Source organism: Streptomyces sp. WMMB 714 (assembly GCF_900090125.1).
GTDB lineage: Bacteria > Actinomycetota > Actinomycetes > Streptomycetales > Streptomycetaceae > Streptomyces > Streptomyces daqingensis.
In genome coordinates, this window is sequence record NZ_FMHJ01000011.1 from 160,765 (window position 1) to 182,352 (window position 21,588).

Annotated in this window: 21 protein-coding genes; 11 read left to right on the top strand and 10 right to left on the bottom strand. The window is 70.3% G+C overall.

The window, feature by feature from the left end; all coding sequences use genetic code 11:
• The first annotated feature begins 74 nt into the window (after nt 1-74).
• Together H181DRAFT_RS20415 and H181DRAFT_RS20420 are read left to right on the top strand one after the other, a co-directional pair.
• Nucleotides 75-833 carry a CTP synthase C-terminal region-related (seleno)protein gene (locus H181DRAFT_RS20415; protein WP_078895869.1) on the top strand — a complete coding sequence of 253 codons (759 nt, stop codon included), beginning with the start codon at nt 75-77 and terminating at the stop codon, nt 831-833.
• Between the two features lie 69 nt (nt 834-902).
• A complete protein-coding gene (locus H181DRAFT_RS20420) occupies nt 903-1,916 on the top strand; it encodes a DMT family transporter (protein WP_045865987.1) in 1,014 nt (337 codons plus the stop codon).
• Between the two features lie 17 nt (nt 1,917-1,933).
• Here H181DRAFT_RS20420 and H181DRAFT_RS20425 read toward each other — a convergent pair whose 3' ends face one another.
• The 4 genes from H181DRAFT_RS20425 to H181DRAFT_RS20440 form a co-directional block, all read right to left on the bottom strand.
• Entirely contained in the window at nt 1,934-3,034 is a 1,101-nt protein-coding gene (locus tag H181DRAFT_RS20425) for a pyridoxal phosphate-dependent aminotransferase (RefSeq protein ID WP_045865988.1), read from the bottom strand.
• A complete protein-coding gene (dapF, locus tag H181DRAFT_RS20430) occupies nt 3,031-4,011 on the bottom strand; it encodes a diaminopimelate epimerase (RefSeq protein ID WP_074467956.1) in 981 nt (326 codons plus the stop codon). The genes H181DRAFT_RS20425 and dapF overlap by 4 nt, the downstream gene beginning before the upstream one ends.
• A 128-nt stretch (nt 4,012-4,139) precedes the next feature.
• Complete coding sequence (locus H181DRAFT_RS20435) at nt 4,140-4,844, bottom strand: 2OG-Fe dioxygenase family protein (RefSeq protein WP_045865989.1); 705 nt, start codon at nt 4,842-4,844, stop codon at nt 4,140-4,142.
• A 97-nt stretch (nt 4,845-4,941) separates the two neighbouring features.
• The gene (locus tag H181DRAFT_RS20440) at nt 4,942-5,799 is read right to left on the bottom strand and encodes an iron-containing redox enzyme family protein (RefSeq protein ID WP_254666922.1); all 858 of its coding nucleotides are present in this window, start codon (nt 5,797-5,799) and stop codon (nt 4,942-4,944) included.
• Between the two features lie 446 nt (nt 5,800-6,245).
• On the opposite strand from H181DRAFT_RS20440, the gene H181DRAFT_RS20445 reads away from it, so the two are divergent.
• The 5 genes from H181DRAFT_RS20445 (at nt 6,246) to H181DRAFT_RS20465 (ending at nt 9,789) form a co-directional block, all read left to right on the top strand.
• Nucleotides 6,246-7,127: an AfsR/SARP family transcriptional regulator gene (locus tag H181DRAFT_RS20445; RefSeq protein WP_074467957.1), complete on the top strand. Its 882-nt coding sequence runs from the start codon at nt 6,246-6,248 to the stop codon at nt 7,125-7,127.
• A 764-nt stretch (nt 7,128-7,891) separates the two neighbouring features.
• Nucleotides 7,892-8,194 (top strand): hypothetical protein, encoded by a 303-nt coding sequence (locus tag H181DRAFT_RS20450; protein ID WP_045865991.1) that lies wholly within the window; start codon nt 7,892-7,894, stop codon nt 8,192-8,194.
• A gap of 229 nt (nt 8,195-8,423) precedes the next feature.
• A complete protein-coding gene (locus H181DRAFT_RS20455; RefSeq protein ID WP_045865992.1) occupies nt 8,424-8,717 on the top strand; it encodes a hypothetical protein in 294 nt (97 codons plus the stop codon).
• 227 nt (nt 8,718-8,944) lie between these two features.
• Nucleotides 8,945-9,244, top strand: coding sequence for a hypothetical protein (locus H181DRAFT_RS20460; protein WP_074467958.1), 300 nt, complete (start codon nt 8,945-8,947; stop codon nt 9,242-9,244).
• Between the two features lie 245 nt (nt 9,245-9,489).
• Entirely contained in the window at nt 9,490-9,789 is a 300-nt protein-coding gene (locus tag H181DRAFT_RS20465; RefSeq protein WP_139131734.1) for a hypothetical protein, read from the top strand.
• Nucleotides 9,790-9,882: 93 nt separating this feature from the next.
• Here the strand turns inward: H181DRAFT_RS20465 and fdhA are convergent, their stop codons facing one another.
• The 3 genes from fdhA to H181DRAFT_RS20480 form a co-directional block, all read right to left on the bottom strand.
• Nucleotides 9,883-11,112 (bottom strand): formaldehyde dehydrogenase, glutathione-independent, encoded by a 1,230-nt coding sequence (gene fdhA, locus H181DRAFT_RS20470; protein ID WP_045865995.1) that lies wholly within the window; start codon nt 11,110-11,112, stop codon nt 9,883-9,885.
• A gap of 147 nt (nt 11,113-11,259) precedes the next feature.
• Nucleotides 11,260-12,045 carry an Fpg/Nei family DNA glycosylase gene (locus H181DRAFT_RS20475; RefSeq protein WP_045865996.1) on the bottom strand — a complete coding sequence of 262 codons (786 nt, stop codon included), beginning with the start codon at nt 12,043-12,045 and terminating at the stop codon, nt 11,260-11,262.
• 132 nt (nt 12,046-12,177) lie between these two features.
• Complete coding sequence (locus H181DRAFT_RS20480; protein ID WP_045865997.1) at nt 12,178-12,891, bottom strand: TetR/AcrR family transcriptional regulator; 714 nt, start codon at nt 12,889-12,891, stop codon at nt 12,178-12,180.
• 100 nt (nt 12,892-12,991) lie between these two features.
• Here H181DRAFT_RS20480 and H181DRAFT_RS20485 point away from each other — a divergent pair, with 100 nt between their 5' ends.
• From H181DRAFT_RS20485 to H181DRAFT_RS20500, 4 genes are read left to right on the top strand one after another with little or no spacing between them, the layout of a single operon-like run.
• Entirely contained in the window at nt 12,992-13,483 is a 492-nt protein-coding gene (locus tag H181DRAFT_RS20485) for a (2Fe-2S)-binding protein (RefSeq protein WP_045865998.1), read from the top strand.
• Nucleotides 13,480-14,541 carry an FAD binding domain-containing protein gene (locus H181DRAFT_RS20490; RefSeq protein WP_045865999.1) on the top strand — a complete coding sequence of 354 codons (1,062 nt, stop codon included), beginning with the start codon at nt 13,480-13,482 and terminating at the stop codon, nt 14,539-14,541. The genes H181DRAFT_RS20485 and H181DRAFT_RS20490 overlap by 4 nt, the downstream gene beginning before the upstream one ends.
• Nucleotides 14,538-16,826, top strand: coding sequence for a xanthine dehydrogenase family protein molybdopterin-binding subunit (locus H181DRAFT_RS20495; RefSeq protein ID WP_078895870.1), 2,289 nt, complete (start codon nt 14,538-14,540; stop codon nt 16,824-16,826). The genes H181DRAFT_RS20490 and H181DRAFT_RS20495 overlap by 4 nt, the downstream gene beginning before the upstream one ends.
• Entirely contained in the window at nt 16,823-17,578 is a 756-nt protein-coding gene (locus H181DRAFT_RS20500; RefSeq protein ID WP_045866000.1) for a Rossmann-fold NAD(P)-binding domain-containing protein, read from the top strand. The genes H181DRAFT_RS20495 and H181DRAFT_RS20500 overlap by 4 nt, the downstream gene beginning before the upstream one ends.
• Before the next feature lie 39 nt (nt 17,579-17,617).
• On the opposite strand, the gene H181DRAFT_RS20505 is transcribed toward H181DRAFT_RS20500, so the two are convergent.
• From H181DRAFT_RS20505 to H181DRAFT_RS20515, 3 genes are all read right to left on the bottom strand, one after another.
• The gene (locus H181DRAFT_RS20505; protein WP_045866001.1) at nt 17,618-19,000 is read right to left on the bottom strand and encodes an FAD-binding oxidoreductase; all 1,383 of its coding nucleotides are present in this window, start codon (nt 18,998-19,000) and stop codon (nt 17,618-17,620) included.
• A 774-nt stretch (nt 19,001-19,774) separates the two neighbouring features.
• Complete coding sequence (locus H181DRAFT_RS20510; protein ID WP_045866002.1) at nt 19,775-20,485, bottom strand: DNA alkylation repair protein; 711 nt, start codon at nt 20,483-20,485, stop codon at nt 19,775-19,777.
• Between the two features lie 169 nt (nt 20,486-20,654).
• Nucleotides 20,655-21,512, bottom strand: coding sequence for an alpha/beta fold hydrolase (locus H181DRAFT_RS20515; RefSeq protein ID WP_045866003.1), 858 nt, complete (start codon nt 21,510-21,512; stop codon nt 20,655-20,657).
• Between the last annotated feature and the right edge of the window lie 76 nt (nt 21,513-21,588).

Below are 21,588 nucleotides of genomic sequence, written 5' to 3' on the forward strand. Positions count from 1 at the left end.
CGGATCAGCATCACTTATCGAGGAATCAGAAGCTATCGTTTGTCCTTTTGCCATGGCCGCTGGATGATTCCGGCGTGCCCACCACCGTCGCACCACGCCCCCAGGCCGACCTGGACCTTTCGCGCACCCGGCCCGCCCGGATCGCGCTCGTCGGCGAGCGGTCGGCGGGTGTGCCCGCGCACACCCGCTACGCGCCGATGCTGGAGGCGCTGTGGCGCCGCGAACGGCTGCTGGTGGACGCCTACTGGGTGTCAACCGCGCAGCTCGACGGCCCTCGGGACCTGGCCGGCTTCGACGGCATCTGGCTGGTGCCGGGCAGCCCGTACCGGAGCGAGGCCGGAGCGGTGAGCGCTGTGCGCACGGCGCGCGAGCGGGACATCCCCCTCCTGGCGACCTGCGGCGGCTTCCTGCACGTCCTCCTGGAATTCGCCCGCCACGTATGCGCGCTGGACGGTGCCGCCCACGCCGAGAACTCCCCCGGCAGCCCGCTTCGGCTGATCGTGCCGCTGTCGCGCGACCTCGTGGGCCATGAGGGGACTGTCCACATCGAGCCCGGCTCACTGGCCGAGGAAGCGCTCGGCGCGCGTACGACCGTGGAGCGCTACCAGTGCACGCACGCTCTGGACCCCCGGTACGCCGGCACCCTGCGCGACCACGGGTTGCGCTTCACCGGCCACGACGACGACGGCCACCCCCGCATCGCCGAACTGCCGGGGCACCGGTTCTTCCTGTCCACCTTGTTCCAGCCCGAACTGGCCGACGACACCTCCCGTCCCCATCCCCTGGTGCGCGCCTTCGCCTCCGCAGCGGTCGGGAGCAGCGCGGAGACGTAATCGAGGGGCACAGGCCCGCCCCCGTGAAACGCGCGACAAGAAACGCACGGCAAATCGAAAGGACTCGAAGTGGCAAGCTCCGTAACAGCTTTATCCGCTGTACCGGCCAAGTCGTGGGTACCTCAGTTCGTCACCTGCTCGATGATCTGGGGGTCCGGGTTCGCGCTCATCAAGATCGGTGTCGAAGCCGGCATCGAACCGGGTTGGGTCGCCTTCTGGCGATGCTTCTTCGGAGCACTGGTGCTGTGGGGCCTGGTACTGGTGCGGCGGCTGGGAGTGCCGCGTGACCTGCGGGTGTGGGGGCACGCCCTGGTGGTGGGGACGGTGCTCAATGCCTTCCCCTTCACTCTGTTCGCCTGGGGCGAGCAGTACATCGACTCCGTCACGGCCGGGGTGTGGAACTCCACCATTCCCCTGTTCACCCTGATCTGGGTAGTGATCATGTTGCCGGACGAGAAGCCGACCCTGCGGCGGCTGCTCGGCATTGCCACCGGCCTGGTCGGCGCCCTGGTGGTGCTCGGAGTGTGGTCGGGCGGGCAGTCCTCGCTGATGAAAGGGAGTGTGATCTGCCTGGTCGCCACCGCCTCGTACGGGCTGGGTTACACCTACACCCGCCGTTTCCTGTCCGGCGGAGACATCCCCGTGATCGCCCTGACCGCCATTCAGGTCAGCTGGGCGACCCTCGAACTTGCCGTTGCCGCACCACTGTTGAGCGGTGCACCACATTGGGGCGGGACGGGGCCGATGGCCGCCATGGTGGTGCTCGGCGCCGTGGGCACCGGGCTCGCGTACATGTGGAACTTGTCGGTGATCCGCGCCGTCGGCTCGACGGTCGCCTCCACGGTTGCGTATCTGACCCCGTTGTGGGCGGCGATCGTCGGGGTGTTCTTCCTGAACGAGTCGCTGGGCTGGAACACCGTGGTGGGCGCGGTACTGATCGTCAGTGGCGTACTGCTGACCCGCACCGCGCCGTCACGTCCGGTGGCTGAGGCCAAGGCCGGAGCCGGGACCGGGGCCGAAGCCGTACCCCAGCCGGCCGAGGAGGAGAAGGGAGAGGGGACCGTGCAACCGGCGCGACACTGAGGAAGGCCGGTAAGCCCTCAACCGCCGGACGGCCCGTCCGGCAGCAGCACGGTGTCCAGCCGCCGCAGGCCCTCGGTCACCGTGTCGACGTCGCGGGCGAAGCCGAGCCGGAAGCCTTCGTCGGAGCCCATGGTCTCCCCGGGGGTCAGCAACAGGCCGGCCTCCAGCGCCCGGCGGCACAGCGCCAAGGAGGTCTCACCGGTACGCAGTTGTATCCAGGCAAAGGGCGTGCCCTGCGGCGGCACCAGCCGGACGGCATCCGGGTGGCGGGCCGCCCACTTCTCGACGAGCCGCAGGCCCGGGGCGCACAGCCGGTGGTACTCCCGCGCGTAGTTCTCGTGCCGGTCCAGCGCCGAGCAGGCCAGGGCCTCGCACAGCACGGAGTTGGCGATCGAGGTGAGGAACTTGCGCTCCGCGCAGGCTTCCGCTACCTGCGGCGCGCCGTACACCCAGCCGGTGCGCAGGCCCGGCAGGCCGTAGGTCTTGGACAGACCGGAGACCGAGATCACCCGGTCCTGGCCCACGGCCGGGGAGCGCGACAGATCGATCGCGTACTCCTCGTCGACCAGCAGATAGGCGTCCCGCTCCGCCACCAGCGCCACCAGCGCCCGCAGTTCCTCCTCCTCGACCCGGAGGCCGGTGGGGTTGCAGGGCGAGTTCAGCGCGATCAGCCGCAGGTTCTCACCGGCCGCCGCAGTCACGGCGGCGGCGTCCACGGACAGATCCGGTCCGTACGGCAGGACCGTCACGCTCGCGTCGAGCCGGGGCGGCAGGTCCAGCAGCGGTTGCCATCCGGGGTTGAATGCGATCACCTGGTCGCCGGGCCGCAGCAGCACGTCGAACAGCAGGAACAGCGCCTCCTGCGCGCCGTGCGTGACAGTGACCGACTCCGGCCGACCGCCGTACAGTCCGGCGATCCGGTCGCGCAGTTCCGTGGTGCCCCGGTCGGTGCCGTAGTCGAGCTTGAGGTCCGCGGGGACGGTCAGGTCGGACAGCCTGCGGCTCGGTACGTAGCTGTTGCCGAGGTCGACATCCCAGCGCCCGGCGGAGTCGACGAACGTCCAACGGGCGATGGAGTAGACCGACTTCGCGGCGATGCCGGCGTCGAGGGGCGTCATGCGGCAGTCCCCCGCGCGGCCGAGGCTCGGACGGTCGGCCTGCTGGTGTCCGTGTGCGGTGCGGGCGTGCCTGTTGCGGGCGTGCCTGTTGCGGGCGTGTCCGGTACGGCGGGCAGTCCGAGATGGGCGCGGAGTCGCGGTGCCAGGAATCCGGCCGCGACCTGCTCCGAGGCGCCGGACAGGGTGACCGCGCCCTGCGCGTCGATGGCCGTCTCGAAGGCACCGCCGGGCATCCGCACCCGTACCGCGTGGTCCACCAGGCCCAGGGCATGAGCGGCGCTGGCCGCGGCGCAGGCGCTGCTGCCGGAGGCCAGGGCGTAGCCCGCGCCGCGCTCCCAGATCTCGATCTCCACCGTCGCGCGGTCGAGCACGCGCATGAACTGCACGTTGGTCCGCTCGGGGAAGGCCGGATGGCCCGCGATCAGCGGCCCCAACTCATGTGCCAGCGCGGCGGACACCTCGGGGAGCGGGACGACGGTGTGCGGGTTGCCGTTGTTCAGACAGGTCACCTGGAGCTGTCGCCCTGCCATGTCCAGCGGCCGGGCCACGACGGGGCCGGGCAGGCCCTGCGCCGGAATGTCAGCCGCCTCGAAGGTGGGGCGGCCCATCTCCACCCGGGCGATGCCCTCGTCGAGGTCCTCGATCCGCACCGCGGTGTCGCCCGCGAGCGTACGGATGAGGACGTCCCGCGCTCCCTGGTGGTACTGGGACAGGTGGAGGGCGAATATTCGCAGTCCGTTGGCACTCCTGCCACAGACGCTGCCGTCGGAGTTGAAGGCGCGCAGGACAACCGGCTCGCCGTCTCGTACTGCACCGACCGGTCCCAGCAGGATCCCGTCAGCACCGATGCCGAAGTGCCGGTCGCACAGCAGGCGGGCGGCCTGCGCGGTGGACGGCAGCCCCAGCAGGTCGATCCGCTGCGGATCGATGACCAAGTAGTCGTTGCCCAGTGCTTGGTACTTCACGAAGTCGTACATGTGTCACCTGCTTCCGGGAGTCGTGGCGGTGCCCGACCGGCTGTCGCCTGACCGCTCGGGGGCCGTACACCGACGAGAGATGCTCGTACGGTGTGCGGCCCCCAGCGGTCCGGACCCAGACCGCGTCCCTACATCGCCGACGGCTCCGGCGCGTCGTTCAGGGCCGCCTCGTCGTGCTGGTCGCCGTACCACCTCTCGCTCCAGCGGGAGAAGGCGACGATGAGGATGTCGCGGTGCCCGGGACCGCCGTCGGCGGAGAGCACGTCGGTGACGTCGTGTGCGAGCGCCCGGTCGTCCAGCAGCACAGCCTGACCGGCCTCCAGGGTGCCGTCCCAGAACGGCTCCTCCGCGCCGGGCTTCCACAACCGGGTCAGACCGCCCGCGACGTTGTTGCGCCGCAGGACGGCGATCATGACGAATTCGTGCCCGTCGTGGTGCACGCCCTCCGGCGTCAGCGGGCCGGGCTTCTCACCGGTGGCCCGGGTGCGGTTCTGATGGACGTTGATCTGCCAATCTTCCGTGGTGTCCAGGGGGAACCCCTCGGCCCCGGTCCGGATGAGCGGCGTGAAATCCACCTCGATCGGCAGATATCCCCGGCGGACACCACCGGCGACGTTATTGAACTTCTTGAACGTGGTGTAGTCCCGGTGCGGCAGGAGTTCAAAACCCCAACCGGCACTCTCCGTGAAGCTCATGCGGTACTGCGAGAACCGTTTGTACCGGGTACCGTTGCCCATGTACTCGTCTACCGGGCAGTTGTCATAGCTGTCCAGCACATTCGGCTCAACCGCCGGTATGTCGATGACCGAGAAACGCTGGTCGGACAGTGGCATACGACTCGCCTTTCATTCCGCGAAGCTTGTTCCACTAGGTATTCCGGGTCCGGGTATCGGGTGCATGCCCGGGTCCGTCGGCCGGCTCCGTGCCACGTCAGCCGGTGACGAGTGCATCGGTCTCCGCGGCGCCGCGGTCCTCCACATTCTCACCGGCCACCTCGGCCAGCCGTTCGTCCAGATAGCGCGCCGAGGAATTGAGCCGCCACAACGCCCCGCGGGCGATTCCCAGTCGCATGTACTCCGACGGCGCGGCTGGTTTCACAATGTTGTGGAACCAGCCCGCGGCGTGCTGGGAGTCGATGGTGATGTGCAGACGGTGGTAGACGATTCCCACGTCCGGCAGGCCGAGTCGTTCCCACGCACTCACCACCTGCACGAAGCGGTCTGGCACCAGCCATTCCGTCATGCCCAGGAAACCGACGGCCTCGGGATACCGGTGCCGGTACCGGCTGAGGAGCACTGCGAGATTTCCGCTCAGGAGTGCGGTGGCGGTCAGCGACTCCTCCATCTCCGTCTCGGACACGTTGAACACGTCGAATATCTGGTTGAAGAGAGTGGTGTGGACCTCTTCGGGCTTACCATTCCCCATCTCGTCCCAATAGTTGGACGCGATCTCCATCTTCGCGGCACCGCTGGTGCCCACCTGCATCAGAGCCAGCAGGTCGTCGAACCGACCGTCGACCACGGACTCCTGGATCATGTACGTGCGCAGGTCCGCCGCGGTGGCGTGGTTGCGGATGAAGTCCGTGTAGTACGGGTGCTTGAAGACGCGGTGCTGCCTGGCCTGTCCCTTGAGCCAGGAAAGGAACTCACCGGGTTCGGCGGGCAGGTCCTCCAGGAGCGTGGCGTCCAGCTGCCGGTCCTCGCCGAGCAGCGTCGCCTGCTCCAGCAGCCGGGTCACCTCATGGACCGCGATCGAGCCCTCTGCTGTCTCCGCGTCCGGGATACGCATGGTCAGGTGGTAGATACGAGACAATAGGAGCTGTTGGTGATAAAAGCTCTCCAGGTCTCCGGACAGGGCATTTTCGTTCAGATCGGCAATTGCCGCCCTTATTCTGTCGCGTTCCGATCCTGTGAACTGTCGGTCCACCTCGTCGGCAGGCCTTGACAACCAGCCAGAGATCTCCGTGACCAACATGGATGAGTCGTACACGCCCACTCCTTTGGTTTTCTGCGTGAGGTTCCTGAGGACACCTGCGACGACTCTCGGCCACACAGTCGTTGCGGTTCAGAATGCCCGAAAAGCGACTTGCGTCGAACGCGGACCGCGTGCGTATAGAAGAATCTCAGGCCACTGTGGCCTCCCCGTGGCTGGACGGTGGCGCCAGCCCCTGGCAGCATGAATTCGCTCGGCCGCCTATTCCCCCCCATGCCTCACAGCGGCACAGGGAATCGTAGATGGGACGCGACATGGTGACACAGGAAAGCAGTCTGAGCTTCCACTTACTTGGGTCGTTGCGTGTGCTGCACGGAGAGAGGGAAGTGCCCTTACCGGCGGCGAAGTTACGAATCCTGCTGGCGTCGATGCTGCTGCGTGCCAATCAGACGGTTTCCATGAATGAATTGGCCGCAGATCTATGGGATGAAAATCCACCCCGAGGCGCCCACACAACGCTGCGCTCCTATGTCATGAGATTGCGCCGGGCGCTGTGCCCATCCTCCGAAGAGCGGCTGGAGCCGATCCGTACCCTTCCGGGCGGCTATCTCATGACCGTGGACGACTCCCAGCTGGACCTGCTGCGTTTCCGCAGCACACTGACAATGGCCCAGCGCATGGCTGCCCACGGGGACCACCGACGGGAAAGCGCACTGCTGCGCGAGGCGCTGGGCCTGTGGCGCGGGCCCGCACTGTCGAACGTGCCCTCGGACGCCCTGCACCGCGATTTCGTCCCGGGGCTCGCCGAACGCCGCTACAGCGCGCTGGAGCAGCGCATCGACCTCGATCTGAAACGCGGGGCGCATCGCGAGGTCGTCGTCGAACTCCGCGACGCGCTGCGCACGTGCCCGTGGCGGGAGCACTTCTGGGCACAGCTGATGTTGGCGCTCTACCGGCAGGGCCGCCAGGCCGAAGCACTCGACGCGTTCCGGCAGGTCAGCGGACGGCTGCGGGGTGAGCTCGGAATCGCCGCCGGTTCGGAACTCAGGCTTCTGCACCAGCAGATCCTCACCAACGACCCGGCGCTGAACCTGCCCCTCCGCTCCACCTTGACGACACCTGGAGATCGGCACCGCAACCGTCTATGTCGCCGCGCTGCTGTGGCGGCGCCTCGTACCTGCTAGAGCACCGGAGGCTAGGGTGCTCAGGCTGTAGCCGGTCGAGAGGGGACCACTGCTCGCATCCGATGGCTCCAACTCCGTGGTTGCAGTTCTGGTTGCATTCACCTCCGTACAAGAGTGTCCATGCGCCGCGTACCCCACCCGCGGAGTCCAGTTCAGAACGACCCCGCTCTCACCCGGATCCCAGGACGAACATTCGGAAAGCGTGTTGGGGGCAACCCTTCACGAGTTCGAATCTCGTATCCTCCGCCCAGCCTCACCGGGCTGAACGAAGGCCCCGACCGGGAAACCGGCCGGAGCCTTCGTCGTTGCCGGTCTCATCAACATCTCGACCACACCGGGGGTCATGCCTCTCCGTCGCACCACCGCCACTCTCCGCAGCCCCAAGTCGGGCCCCGCGAAAGGCGAAACGTGAACTCCCGCCCACCGCCCGGCACTTCACCCCCGTCACCGCCCTCGCGAACCAACGCTCCGCGCCGCACGCCGACCGTCACCACCACTCCTCGATGCACCCCCGGACTGCGCACGACCGACGACGGGGGCCGGACGTCCGTGCCGACCGATGCCTCCCCGGCAACCGGCTGCCCGTCGGCGCCGGTCCGGAGCTCTCGGCGAGGCGCTCACAGTGCGTGAACAGACGGCTAACGGGCAGTCAGACCGAGCGGCGTGTTGCGGTTGAAATGCGCAACTCCTCCCTTACCGTGTGTCACTGCCTACATGCGATCGGCCACTGGTCGCATCCAAGCCCTCACGAAAGTGGAGATCAAATGCGCAAGCTTCGCGAAGCTGCCGTACTGGCCGCCATGGTCGGCAGCGTCACCATGATCGGTGCCGGCGTCGCAGCCGCCGGCGGCTCGGAGCCGCCCACGATCGTCGCCTGCACCCAGGCCAACGGCGACACCATCGAGGGCGGCGACGTCGACGCTCCCCTCCTCACCGCGCTGACCCCGGGCGGCGGCGACGCCGACTCCCGCGCGCAGCAGAACAACTGCGGCATCGGCGTGGAGGACAACACGAACACCTCCGGCAGCGCCACCGGCGGCACCACCGAGGGCCTCCTCGGCGCCTGACGCCGACTCGTCGGTACACGCATTCAGGGACCGGGCCCGCGGGCTCGGTCCCTGAGTCATACCCCCGCCGCAAGCAGTCGCCGGCGGCGGAAGGCGCGACGCCCACGCAACCCGTCTGCACATACCGGCGTGTTGCAGGCGAAAAGCACCAACAGGGGCAATATCGTTTGTCCCTGCTACATGCGATCAACTACTGGTCGTGTCGAGCCCTCACGAAAGTGGAGATGAAATGCGCAAGCTTCGCGAAGCTGCCGTACTGGCCGCCATGGTCGGCAGCGTCAGCATGCTCGGTGCCGGCGTCGCAGCCGCCGGCGGATCGCAGCCCCCCATCGTCGCCTGCAACCAGACGAACGGTGACGACATCACGGAGGGCGACCTCGACGCTCCCCTGCTGGCAGCGCTCACCGGTGGCGGCGGCGACGCCGACTCCCGCGCGCAGCAGAACAACTGCGGCATCGGCGTCGAAGGCAACACCAACACCTCCGGTGACGCCACCGGTGGCGACGCCTCCGGCCTGGTCTAAGCAGTAAGGACCGGCCACGTCGGTACACATTCAGGGACCGAGCCCTCGGGCTCGGTCCCTGAATCATGTGCGACAGGGGCGCAACGACCGCCAATGACCCGAACCGGAGCGGCGATTCCGCGGAGCGGCGTGTTGCAGTCGAAAAGCGCTATTCACGCAATACCGTATGTAACTGCATCAATGCGGTCATTGTTGATCGTGTCAAGCCTCATGGAAGTGGAGATCAAATGCGCAAGCTTCGCGAAGCTGCCGTAGTGGCCGCCATGGTCGGCAGCGTCGGCATGCTCGGTGCCGGTGTCGCGGCTGCTGGCGGTTCGGAGCTCCCCGAGTTCCCTGTCACCTGCACCCAGGCCAACGGCGACACCGTCGAGGGCGGCGAAGCCGACCTCCCCGCCCTCGCTGCGCTTACCGGCGGCGGTGGCGACGCCGACTCCCGCGCGCAGCAGAACAACTGCGGCATCGGCGTGGAGGACAACACGAACACCTCCGGCAGCGCCACCGGCGGAGACGCTTCCGGCCTCGTCTGAGCAACAGGCCGACCTCGTCGGAACGCATATTCGGGGACCGGACCCTCGGGGTTCGGTCCCCGAATCGTGTCCGTTTCCCGCCGCTGTGCAGACCTCGAATCCCGCCCGGCGGCGGGCCGGGCAGCGGATCGGACCGGAAGGGCGTGTTGCGCGGCCTGTATGCCGATTTCGAGGAATATGGTTTGCCACCGTCTATATGCGATCAATTACTGATCGCGTGACATCCTCATGGAAGTGGAGATGGAATGCCCAAGCTTCGCAAAGCTGCTCTTGTGGCGACCATGGTCGGAAGCGTCAGCATGCTCGGTGCCGGCGTCGCCTCCGCCCAAGGAGACGGAGAACAGCCTCCGGCCACCACAGTGACCTGTAACCAGTCCAACGGCGACACCACGTCGTCGGAGGTCGGCGGGCTCCTCACCATCAACGGCCCCCTCATCTCTATCGCCGACTCGCGCGCGCAGCAGAACATCTGCGGCGTCGACAACGACGGGAACGTGAACGGTTCGGGTGACGCCTCCGGTGGCGGGGGGAACGGCCTCGTCTGACAGACGCCGAGCGCCGGCCCCGTCGGGCAGCTCAGGAACCGGCACACACGCGGTCCTTGAGCTGCCCGTTCCCGTGTCCGGACGCGCTTCGCGTCAGGCGGCCTTCTTGAAGCGGTCCAGCGCGCCGTGGGGGTTGAGGACGTACTTGCGGCTGGCGCCCTTGTCGAACTCCTCGTAGCCGCGGGGGGCCTCGTCGAGGGAGATGACCTGGGCGTTGACGGCCTTGGCGATCTGGACGCGGTCGTGGAGGATCGCCATCGCCAGTTCGCGGTGGTACTTCATGACGGGGCACTGGCCCGTGGTGAAGCTGTGGCTCTTGGCCCAGCCCAGGCCGAGGCGCAGCTTGAGCGAGCCCGACTGGGCGTCGCTGTCGATGCCGCCGGGGTCCTCCGTGACGTAGAGGCCGGGGATGCCGAGGGAGGCGCCCGCCCTGGCCACCGTCATGACGGTGTTGAGCACCGTGGCGGGGGCTTCGTCGGCGTTCTTGCCGTGGCCCTTCGCTTCGAATCCGACGGCGTCCACTGCCGCGTCCACCTCGGGTTCGCCGACGATCTGCTCGATCTGGTCCTCGGGGGAGCCCTTCGTGAGGTCGACGGTCTCGCAGCCGAAGCTGCGGGCCTGGGCGAGGCGCTCCTTGTTGAGGTCGCCGACGATGACGACCGCCGCGCCCAGGAGTTGGGCCGCCGCCGCGGCCGCGAGTCCGACCGGTCCGGCGCCCGCGATGTAGACGGTGCTGCCGACGCCGACGCCCGCCGATACGCAGCCGTGGTAGCCGGTGGGGAAGATGTCCGAGAGCATCGTCAGGTCGAGGAGCTTCTCCAGTGCCTGGTCGCGGTCGCGGAAGCGGAGCAGGTTGAAGTCCGCGTACGGGACCATCACGTACTCGGCCTGGCCGCCGGCCCAGCCGCCCATGTCGACGTAGCCGTAGGCGGAGCCGGGGCGGGCCGGGTTGACGTTGAGGCAGATGCCGGTCTTGCGTTCCTTGCAGTTGCGGCAGCGGCCGCAGGCGATGTTGAAGGGGACGGAGACGATGTCGCCTTCGTGGACGTACTCGACGTCCGGCCCCGTCTCGACCACTTCGCCGGTGATCTCGTGCCCGAGCACGAGGCCCGCGGGGGCGGTGGTGCGGCCGCGGACCATGTGCTGGTCGCTGCCGCAGATGTTGCTCGCGAGGACCTTGACGATCACACCGTGGCGGCAGTCGCGGCCGACGTTGGCGGGGTCCACCCCGGGGCCGTCGTGCAGCCGCAGGTCGGGGTAGTCGAGGTTCTCGATCTCGACGACGCCGGGTTCTATGTAGGCAACGGCCTTGTTTCCAGTCATGAGCTGTCCCTCCGCCGGACACGGACACACCTTTAGTCCCTTTCACGGCAGTTTGAACCAGACGGCCCGAGTCAGCCAGTGCGGAGCGGGAAAAGCGCCGTTGACCTGCGGTTTCGTTCCGTTTGGCCGTTCGGCGGGGTCGTGCCGTCAGGAGGGCGCGGGCTGGCAGTGCGGGCACCAGACCGTGCCGCGGCCCGCGACGCGGCCCCGCTGAAGCGACGTGCCGCAGCGCGGGCACTCCGGGTCGGCGTCGTCGCGGTGGCCGGTCAGCCAGGAGGGGCGTGGCGGTACGCGGTCGGCCCTCATCGAGGAGCGGAGGACGCGGCGCATCTCCGTGTGGAGGCGCCGCCGTTCACCGCCGGTGAGGTCGCGTGCCGGGCGGGCCGGGTGGAGGCGGGAGCGCCAGAGGATCTCGTCGGCGAGGAGGTTGCCGATGCCGGCGAGCACGGACTGGTCGGTGAGGCCGGACTTGACGGTCCCGCGCCTGCGGGCCAGCGCCTCGTCGAACTGCTCGCGGCCGACCGAGGCGGCGTCGGGCCCCTGCGCCTCCAGGGTGCGGGCGACGGCCGCCTCGTCGGCCAGCCAGAGGCCCTTGAGCTTGCGCTGGTCCCGGTAGCGGAGCTGCCGGCCGCCGCCGAGCGTGAAGGTGACCCGGTCGTGGGGGGCGAGTTCGTCCTGCGGGGCGCAGCACAGCAGGCCGCCCGTCATGCCGAAGTGGAGGAGCACGGTGGGACCGTCGGTGCGGGCGAGGAGCCATTTGCCGTGCCGCTCCGGCTCCGCGAAGGTGCGGCCCTCCAGGTCGCGGCGGAGGCGCCGGGCGCTCACGCCCCGCAGGACGCCCGCGTCGTGCACCTCCACGCGGGCGATGCGCCTTCCGCGGGCGCAGGAGTCGAGCACCTTCCGGAATCCTTCGACGTCCGGCAGTTCGGGCATGCCGTCACCGCCAATCCCCGTGGAAGTCGTAGCAGCAGCGCCGGGACGGTGCGTTCCGAGCGTACGGCGGGGCGCGCTGCCCGGCAGGGTGAGCAGGGGGTGGGTGAGCCGGGGCGGGGACAGCGGGTGCGGTCAGGTGCCGGAGTCGCGGAGGGCCGGGAGGCCGACGGCGAGGGCCGAGACGGCGCGGCGCAGGGTGGGGAGCATCCGGGGGCAGGCGGCGGCGAGTTCGGGGTCGGCCTCGTACAGCTCGGCCAGGACGGGTGAGGGCGAGGCCACCGGGTAGAGGGTGCCGGCGAGGGCGGCCGCGGCCTGCACCAGTTCCGAGCCCTCGCTGTCACTGAGCTCCGGGCAGGCGGCGGAGACGAGCGGGCCGAGCCTCAGGACGACGCCGTGCGCCGCGTATTTGAAGCTGCGCGCCGCCTCCAGGGAGATGTTGTGCTCCAGCGTGGTGGCGGTGTGGCTGAGGAGGTCGCAGAAGAAGGGGCGCTCGTCGAGCGTCTCGGCGAGGGCGGCGGCGGTGCGGGTGCGCCGGCCCTCCGCGCCGGGCTCCGTCCCCTTCTCCCCGCCCGTCTCCGCGCCCGTCTCCGCGCGGAGGCGGGCTTCCACGGCGAGGCCCCACTCCTGCCAGCCCGCGGCCGCGAGCTCAAGGAAGATCTCCTCGCGGGTGCCGAAATAGCGCACGACGTTGGATTTCGCCAGGCCGACGGCCTGCGCGACGCCTCCCAGCGTCACGTTGCGCACGCCGGACTCCGCGCCGAGCTCCCGCGCGGCGGCGAGGATCGCCTCGCGCCGCTGCTCCTTCTGCTCCGGCCGCCGGGCCCGGACAAATCCCGCACCTGTCATGACGCTGCCAGCATACGAGCCCTATAAAAGACCACTGTTTCCTTAATAAGAGAACGTCGTTCTGTTAGTGTCCTTCCACCGCGCCACACAGGAGGACGCCATGGTTGAAGTGCGCCTGCGGGTCAATGGAACCGCCCGCGAGATCGACGTAGAACCCCAGGTCAGCCTGCTCGACGCGCTCCGCGAGCGGCTCGGGATGACGGGGACGAAGAAGGGCTGCGACCAGGGCGCGTGCGGCGCGTGCACCGTGCTGGCGGACGGGGAGCGCATCTGCTCCTGCCTCGCTCTCGCCGTGCAGTACGACGGACGCGAGATCACCACCATCGAGGGCGTCGACCATCCGCTGCAGGCGGCCTTCACCGAGCACGACGGCTTCCAGTGCGGCTACTGCACGCCCGGCCAGATCTGCTCGGCGATCGGCATGCTCGCCGAGCACAAGGCCGGGGCGCCGAGCGCCGTGACGGAGGAGCTCGACGGCGGCGGAGCCGAATTGACGGACGACGAGATCCGCGAGCGGATGAGCGGCAACCTGTGCCGCTGCGGGGCGTACAACGGGATCGTCGACGCGGTCCGGGAGGTGGCCGGACAGTGAGGCCCTTCGCCTATGTCAGCGCCCGCGACGTGGACGCCGCCGTCGAGGCCGTCGCGGAGCATCCGGGAGCGAGATTCCTCGGGGGCGGCACCAACCTCGTCGACCTGATGCGCGAGGGCGTCGAGCGTCCCCGTACGGTCGTCGACATCAGCAGGCTCCCGCTCACGGCGATCGAGGAACTGCCGGACGGCGGCCTGCGCATCGGCGCCCTCGTACGCAACTCCCGCCTCGCGGCTGACCCGTTGGTCCGCAGCCGCTACCCCGTACTCGCCCAGGCCGTGCTCAACGGGGCCTCGGGGCAGCTGCGGAACATGGCCACGGTCGGCGGGAATCTGCTCCAGCGCACCCGCTGCCCGTACTTCTACGACACGGCCGCGCGGTGCAACAAGCGTGAGCCCGGCGCCGGTTGCGACGCGATGGAGGGCTTCAGCCGCTCGGCTGCGGTGCTGGGCACGAGCGAGGAGTGCATCGCGGCGCACCCGTCCGACATGTGCGTGGCGCTCGCCGCCCTCGACGCCGTCGTCGAGGTGCGGAGCGTCCGCGGGGCGCGGCGGCTGCCGTTCGGGGAGCTGCACCGGCTCCCGGGCGGCACCCCGCACATCGAGACCGCGCTGGAGGGGGACGAGCTGATCACGGCGGTCGAGCTGCCGCCGTTGCCGCTCGCGGCGCACTCGCGCTACCGGAAGGTCCGCGACCGGGCCTCGTACGCCTTCGCGCTGGTGTCGGTCGCGGCGGCGCTGGAGGTACGGGACGGCGCTGTCGCGGACGTGCGGCTCGCTCTCGGCGGAGTCGGGGCGAAGCCGTGGCGGGCGCACGAGGCCGAGGCGCTGCTGAGGGGCGCGCCCGCCACGGAGGAGTCCTTCCGCCGTGCGGCGGACGCGGAGTTCGCCGCAGCGGAGGGCCGGTCCGCCCGGACCGGCATGCCCGACAGCCGGAGCGCGGCGGAGTCGGGCGGGCAGGGCGCCCGCGCGGGAAACGAGTTCAAGATCGAGCTGGGGCGCCGCACCGTCGTGGCCGTCCTGCGCCGGCTCGCCGACGACGAGGGGAGCGGGGCATGAGCAGCCCGCACAGTCCTGGAACGCACGCGGGCCCCGGAACCCACGCGGATCCCGGAACGCACGCGGATCCCCGAGGCACCGGGGCGGCCGGCGTCCCGGCGGAGCCGGCCCTGGCCGCCGTGGGCCGGGCCGTGGACCGGGTCGACGCGCCCGCGAAGGTCACCGGCAGGGCACGCTACGCGGCCGAACTCCCCTACGAGGGCCTGGCCTGGGCGGCGTTCACGTACGCCACCGTCACGCGGGGCCGCATCACCGCGATCGACACGGAGGCCGCGTCCGCCCTTCCCGGCGTGGTCGCGGTGATCACCCATCTCGACGCGCCCCGGATGAAGCCGTCGCCGAAGCCCAACCCGATCCGCAGCATGGAGAGCATGGCGACGGCGACGTCCGTCGACTACCTCAACACGCCGGAAGTGCACTGGAACGGCCAGCCCGTCGCCGTCGTCGTGGCGGAGGATCCCGAAACCGCCGCGCACGCCGCCGAGTCGGTCTCGGTGACGTACGAAGTCCTGCCCCACAGCGTCGACTTCGCCGACGAGGAGCGCCACGCCGTACCGCAGAGGAGCAGCGTCATCCAGCACGCGTCCGGCTCGAAGGGCGACGCCGACGCGGCCCTCGCCGCCGCGCCGGTCTCCGTGGATCTGCGCTTCACCACGCCCCGGCACCATCACAACGCCCTCGAACCGCACGCCACCACGGCCGTGTGGGACGGCGACCGGCTGACGGTGCACGACGGGACGCAGAACATCCACTGGCTCCGTTCGCAGCTCGCGACGAAGTTCGACGTCCCCGTCGGCGACGTGCGCGTCCTGGCGCCGTTCGTGGGCGGCGGATTCGGCGGCAAGTCGATGGTGTGGCCCGGCACGATCCTCACCGCCCTGGCCGCGCGCGTGACCGGCCGTCCGGTACGGGCGGCGCTCACCCGCGAGGGTGTCTACCGGTCCGTCGGGGGGCGGCAGCCGTCGGTGCAGCGCGTGGCGATCGGCGCGGAACGGGACGGCGGCATGACCGCGCTGATCCACACCAGTACGGCCCCGACGGGCAAGGTCGGCGGGGCGCCCGAGCAGATCACGTCCGTCGCACGGCACATGTACGGCGCGGAGCACATCCGCCATCAGCAGTACACGCTCGGGCTGGACACGCACAGCACGACGAACATGCGCGCCCCCGGGGAGTCGATCGGCTCGTACGCGATGGAGGCGGCCGTCGACGAACTCGCCTGCGAGCTGGGGCTGGACCCCGTCGAGCTGCGCCTGCGCAACGAGCCGTCCAGCAACCCCATCGACGGAAAGCCCTTCGCGCACCGGCAGTTGGCGGAGTGCTTCACGAGCGGCGCCTCGCTCTTCGGCTGGCACGCGCGGAGTCTCGAACCCCGGTCCATGCGCGAGGGGCGTTCGCTCGTCGGCTGGGGAACCGCAGCGGCGTACCACCCGGCCTGGCAGCTTCCGGCCAACGTGACCGTACGGCTGGACGCCGGCGGGCGGGCCCTCGTGCGCTGCGCCTTCCACGAGATGGGCATGGGCACCGCCACCGCCCAGGCGCAGATCGCCGCCGACGAGCTCGGCGTGCCCTTCGGGGCCGTGACCGTCGAGTACGGCGACTCGGACCTGCCCACCGGGCCGGGCGCCGGAGGCTCGGCGCAGACGGCCAGCGTGGCGAGCAGCCTGCTGGAAGCCTGCGAGAAGCTGAAGAAGTCGATCGGGACGCCGCGGGAGGGCGAGTCGTACGCGCAACTCCTCGCCAGGACGGGCCGGGACCACGCCGAGGCGGCCGTCGGCTCGGAGACGCGGGTCGGCAAGCGGGTCGGGCAGGTCAGGTTCACCGCGAAGTACCTGCGGGAGCGGCGGCGCTGGATGAAGGCGGCGTGCGGGGCGCACTTCTGCGAGGTGCGCGTCGACGCCGACACGGGCGAAGCGCGCGTCACCCGCTGGGTGGCCGTCTTCGACGTGGGGCGGGTGGTCAACGCCAAGACGGCGGCGAGCCAGCTGCGCGGCGGCATCGTCATGGGCATCGGCCAGGCGCTCACGGAGCAGACGCTGCTCGACCCACGAACGGGGCGGATCATGAACCCGAGCCTGTCCGAGTACCACGTCCCGGTGCACGCCGACGTCCCGCGCATCGACGTCAGCTGGCTCGACGACCCCGACCCGACCATGCCGCTGGGCATCGTCGGCGTCGGCGAGGTCGGCATCACGGGCGTGGCCGGAGCGATCGCGAACGCCCTGCACCACGCGACGGGCAGACGCCTCTACGACCTGCCGCTGACCCTGGAGAAACTGCTGTGAGGATCGTCCTGTTCGGCGCCTCCGGCATGATCGGCCAGGGCGTCCTGCGCGAATGCCTCGACGACGAGAGGGTGGCGGACGTCCTCTGCGTCGTACGGACGCCCCTGGGGGTGCGGCATCCCCGGCTGCGGGAGGTGGTGCACACCGACTTCTCCGATCTCTCGCCGCTCGCCGAGCAGTTCGCGGACGCCGACGCGTGCTTCTTCTGCCTGGGCGTGTCGGCGGCGGGCCGGAGCGAGGAGGAGTACCGGCGGATCACCTACGACTGGACCCTCGCCGCGGCGCGTGCCCTCACCGGGGGCAGGGAAGCGATACGGGGCGGGGACGGGGGCGTGGCCGGAAGCACGGGCGGCGGCGGACGTCGGCCGGTCTTCGTCTACGTCTCCGGAGCGGGCACCGACAGCACCGGGAACGGCAGGGTGATGTGGGCCCGGGTGAAGGGCAGTACCGAGAACGCGCTGCTGGCGATGCCCCTCCGCGCGTACATGTTCCGGCCGGGCTACATCCGTCCCGTACACGGCGAGACGTCGAGGACGCCGGGCTACCGGCGGCTGTACGCGGCCCTCTCCTGGCTCTACCCGGTGCTGCGGCGGCTCGTCCCGAAGCAGGTGACGACGACGGAGAACCTCGGCCGCGCGATGCTCGCCGTCGCCCGTCGCGGGGACGGTGACAGTGGCGGCAGCGGTAGCGGTGACGGTGGCGGGCAGCGAGTGCTCCACAGCCAGGAGATCAACGCCGCGGCGCGGGAGTGACGCGGCTCGTGCGCTGACGCGGTCACCGCAGAAGCCGCGTCACGGCACGAGGTAGGAGTGGAACAGGTTCGCCGGGTCCCAGTGGGCCTTGAGCCGCTTGAGCCGCTCCCAGTCGGCGGGCGCGTACGAGCGGCGCGAACGGGACGCACCCGCCGCGAGGTCGGCCTCGGCGACGTAGTGGCTGCCGGTCCCCTGCGGGTCGAAGGCGTCCATGGCACGCCGCAGCCAGCGTGTGCAGTCCTCGTCCTGCGCCGGGTCGTCCCAGATCGCGAAGGCGGCCAGATAGGACTCGCCCAGCGGCGAGAAAGCCATGCCGCGTCCGCCTTCCGGGCCGGGACCGACCGGTTCGACGGGCACAAGCACGAGCGAGTCGCCGGAGGGCGCCTCGGCGATCGCCCGTGCGGCGCGGGCGAGTTGGGTCTCGTACGGCTCCGGGGACCACAGCGTGTCGACCACGTACCGCTGCTGCCCCGGCCACTTGCCGTCGGCACCCTCGTGCAGCGCGACGTACGACGTCGCCTCCGGCGGCCGGTGCGTCAGCGCCCGGTCGGCGAACGGGCAGCCGGTCAGGGGCGCCAGCACGTCCGCGCCCTCCCGCGCGGAGCCGGCGAAGACGGTCGACGTCAGCGTCAGCCCGGGGGCGGGGCCGGAGGAGGTGGCGGCCGCCGGTTCGCGGGCCGACAGCACGAACGACGTCTCCACGGACGGCGGCAGAGCCAGCGCGGTGGGCACGGCCCAGGCAGCCACACGCTCCACCTCCGGCAGGGGAAAGGTGAACGACGTCGTGACGATCGCGCCCGGATGCGGACGGAACCGCAGGCGGAAGCGGGTGGCGACGGCGAAGAAGCCCGGCCCGGCGCCGCGGGCGGCCCAGAACAGGTCCGGATTCTCCGTCTCGTTGCAGACGACCCTGCTGCCGTCCGCGGTGACCGCCTCGACCTCCTCGACGTACGAACAGGCAGGCCCCCAGGCCCGGGAGTTCCAGCCGAGACCGCCGCTGAGCAGGAAGCCGCCCAGCGCGACCGTCGAGCAGTGGCCGAAGGGGAAGGCGAGTCCGTGCGGATCCAGCGCGGAGGCGAGGACGCGGCCCGTCACCGCCGGTCCGACATCGGCCGTTCCCGAACCGGGGTCGACGACGCACCGGTTGAGCCGTGAGAGGTCCAGCAGCAGGGCGTCGTCGCGGAGTTGGGTGCCGGACCAGTTGTGCCCGCCCGACCGGACGGAGACCCGCAAGTCCTGCGCGCGGGCGCGGGCGAGCGCCCGGGGGACGTCGTCCTCCGTGGCGGCGACCACGATCTCCGCGGGGAAGCGGCCGGGCTTGAGCCCGTTCCAGACGGCATCCGCGCGGGCCCGTTCGTACTCGGCGTCACCGCGCCTGATCAGCGGGCCGTCGATGCTGCCGGCGGACGTCCGGTCGGTCATGGGCTGGCCTCACTCAGGGGGACGCGGCGGTTGGGTGCGGCGCTCAGTATGGTCCCGCCGCGGAGGCCGCCGGGGTACGCCGCCCCGGGCCCGCGGCGTCCGACGGAGTCCGGTGGAGACCGGTGGAGACCGGTGAGGACACGTTGGGACCGGTGAGGACCGGTGGGGAGCGTGGGGGGGGCCGCCGCAAGGGGTCGGTGGAGTCGTTCCGTCGAAGGGGCCCGTACGTCGCTGCGGTGCGGTGCGCGGCTTCGTCGCTCCGCGGCTTGCGCGGAGGCTCATCTCCGGTAGCGTATGCAAGTGTGATTTTCGGTGCAACTGAGACACTTGTCCGCTGAATTCACCCGCACATCTCTCCCTCCCCACCAGCGACGCACTCTGCGATGCGCGAACAGCCTCCACCGCTCGCGCACAGACGACTCTCCTGCCGGTCGCCGACCCGAAGACGCATGGCGCATAGGATTCGACGACTTGTCCAGCACCGTCCAGCACGAGGACCTCGGCCCGAGGCCCACAGCACGAGGGCTTCCGCGGCCCCGCGGGACCGGCGGCGCCTCCGCCCCTGGAGGCCCGTCTCGGCGTGCGAGGCTGGACCAACAAGACGGACCCGCCCCCCTGTTGAGGGGAGGGCAGGTCGATCAGACCCGGCGGCGGACCAGTTCGTGTTCCCTTCCGTGACAGTTCACGAACGGTCCGCCGCCGCGGTACGTCCGGTCCCCGACCGGGCCGCGGACCCTCGGAGATCCGAAAGAGCGGAGATCCGAAAGACCGGCCCTATCCCCGCCGCCGCACCATCTCGGTGATCCACGTGGGCGCGAACGGGGAGGTGCAGCCCGGGGGCGTCGGGTAGTCCTTGAGCACTTCCAGGCGCTCGCCGATCGCGACCGCGCGGGCGCGGTGCTCGGCGTGTTCGATCCCGATCCGGGCCAGGCAGTGGTTCATCGCCCACTGCAGCCGGTCAGGGGCGTCCTTCATCTCCGCCTCGACGACGTCGAGCAGCCCGGCGAGGTCGAGCCCCTCGGGCCTCTTCGCCACGCGTTCGGTGGTCAGCGCCCAGCCCGCACTCGCGACCACCGGATCCGGATCGGCCCACCAGGCCAGTCGCAGCTCCTCCGAGTGCGGGCTCTTCTTCACCACGTAGTTCACGAGCCAGTCGTGCACCTTGGGTGTGCGCGCCTCGCGCAGCATGACGTCCAGCTCGTCACGTCCGAACGCCTTCGGACGGCAGATCAGCAGCGCCAGCAGCCTCGCCGCGGTGTCACCCGTCTCCCAGAGGCCGCACGCGAGTTCCTGCTGCTTACGGAGCCTCTTCGCCAGGGCGCGCAGCTCGGTGAGGTTCACGCCGTGATCGTCGCCGTGCCTCTCGTTGACCGCGCGGATCCTCGGATCGTCGAGGCGGGCCAGCTCGGCCGTCACCTCGGCCAGCGGCGTCGGGACCGGCGTCGCCCGGCTCGCTGTCCGCGGACTCGGTGTCGCTTCGGGCATCTCGGCCTCCCGTCCGTCGCGTGGGACGTCCGTCGCACGGGATGTCCGTGGCATGGGGCGTACGTCCCATGGGTCGTCCGTGGCATGGAACGTCCTCACGTGGAACGTCCAGCGTACGGCGGCCGCCGGGAAGCAGACAGGCGTCAGAACCCGGGTCTCCCCCGCCGGCTCAGCTCGCGTCCCGTACCGGCGCTGCCCCGGTCCGGAGCAGGAAGTCGGTGAGCACTTCAGCGAGCCGCTCGGGCTGGTCCTCGGGGACGAGGGTGGACGAGTCGGCGATCTCGACCAACCGGCCCTGCGGGTAGAGCTCCGCGAGGCGGCGGCCGTGCTCGCGCGGCATCAGCCTGTCCTCGGTCGCCCAGACGACGAGTACCGGACGGTCGAAGTCCCGCAGCCGCTCGCTCCAGGCCAGCAACGTCGCACGCCTGGGCGCCGACGTGGCGAACTTGGCGAAGTCCCTGCGGACGGCCCTGCTCTGTGCCGCGGGAGCGAACCAGCCGTCCAGGACCTCGTCGGGGATTCCGCGCAGGCTCATCCCGCCGTAGCCGCGGGGGTCGTTCCGGAACCAGGGGACGCGCATGAGGCGCGTCAGGAGCAGGACTCCACCGGGAACCCTGCACACCGCTGCGGCCGCTCGGGCGGGCCCCGGGGGGAAGTTGTCGAACGCCTCGCAGGCAACGAGCACCAGGCGCGCGACTCGCTGGGCCCGCCCTTCGGAGATCAGGAACTGACCGCCGCCCCAGTCGTTGAGGACGAGGGTCACGTCGTCGAGGCCGAGCCGTTCGATGAACTCGCCCAGGAGCAGCGCGATACCGCGCTGGGACAGGTCGGCGTCCGGGTGCATCGGCCGGCGGTGGCCGCCCATCGGCAGCGTGGGCAGGACACAGCGGTACCCGTTCAGCAGGGGCACCACCTTGCGCCACTGCGTTCCGCTCATCGGCATGCCGTGGCAGAAGACCAGTACCGGGCCCTCGCCACCGGTGTCCTGGTAGTCGATCGTTCCCGAGGACAGCGCGATCTGCGGCATTCCACCTCCACGTGAGCTTTCCTCACCGCCCATTCCACCGAATTGACGCGTATCCCGCAAAGGGCGCCGCCGGAAG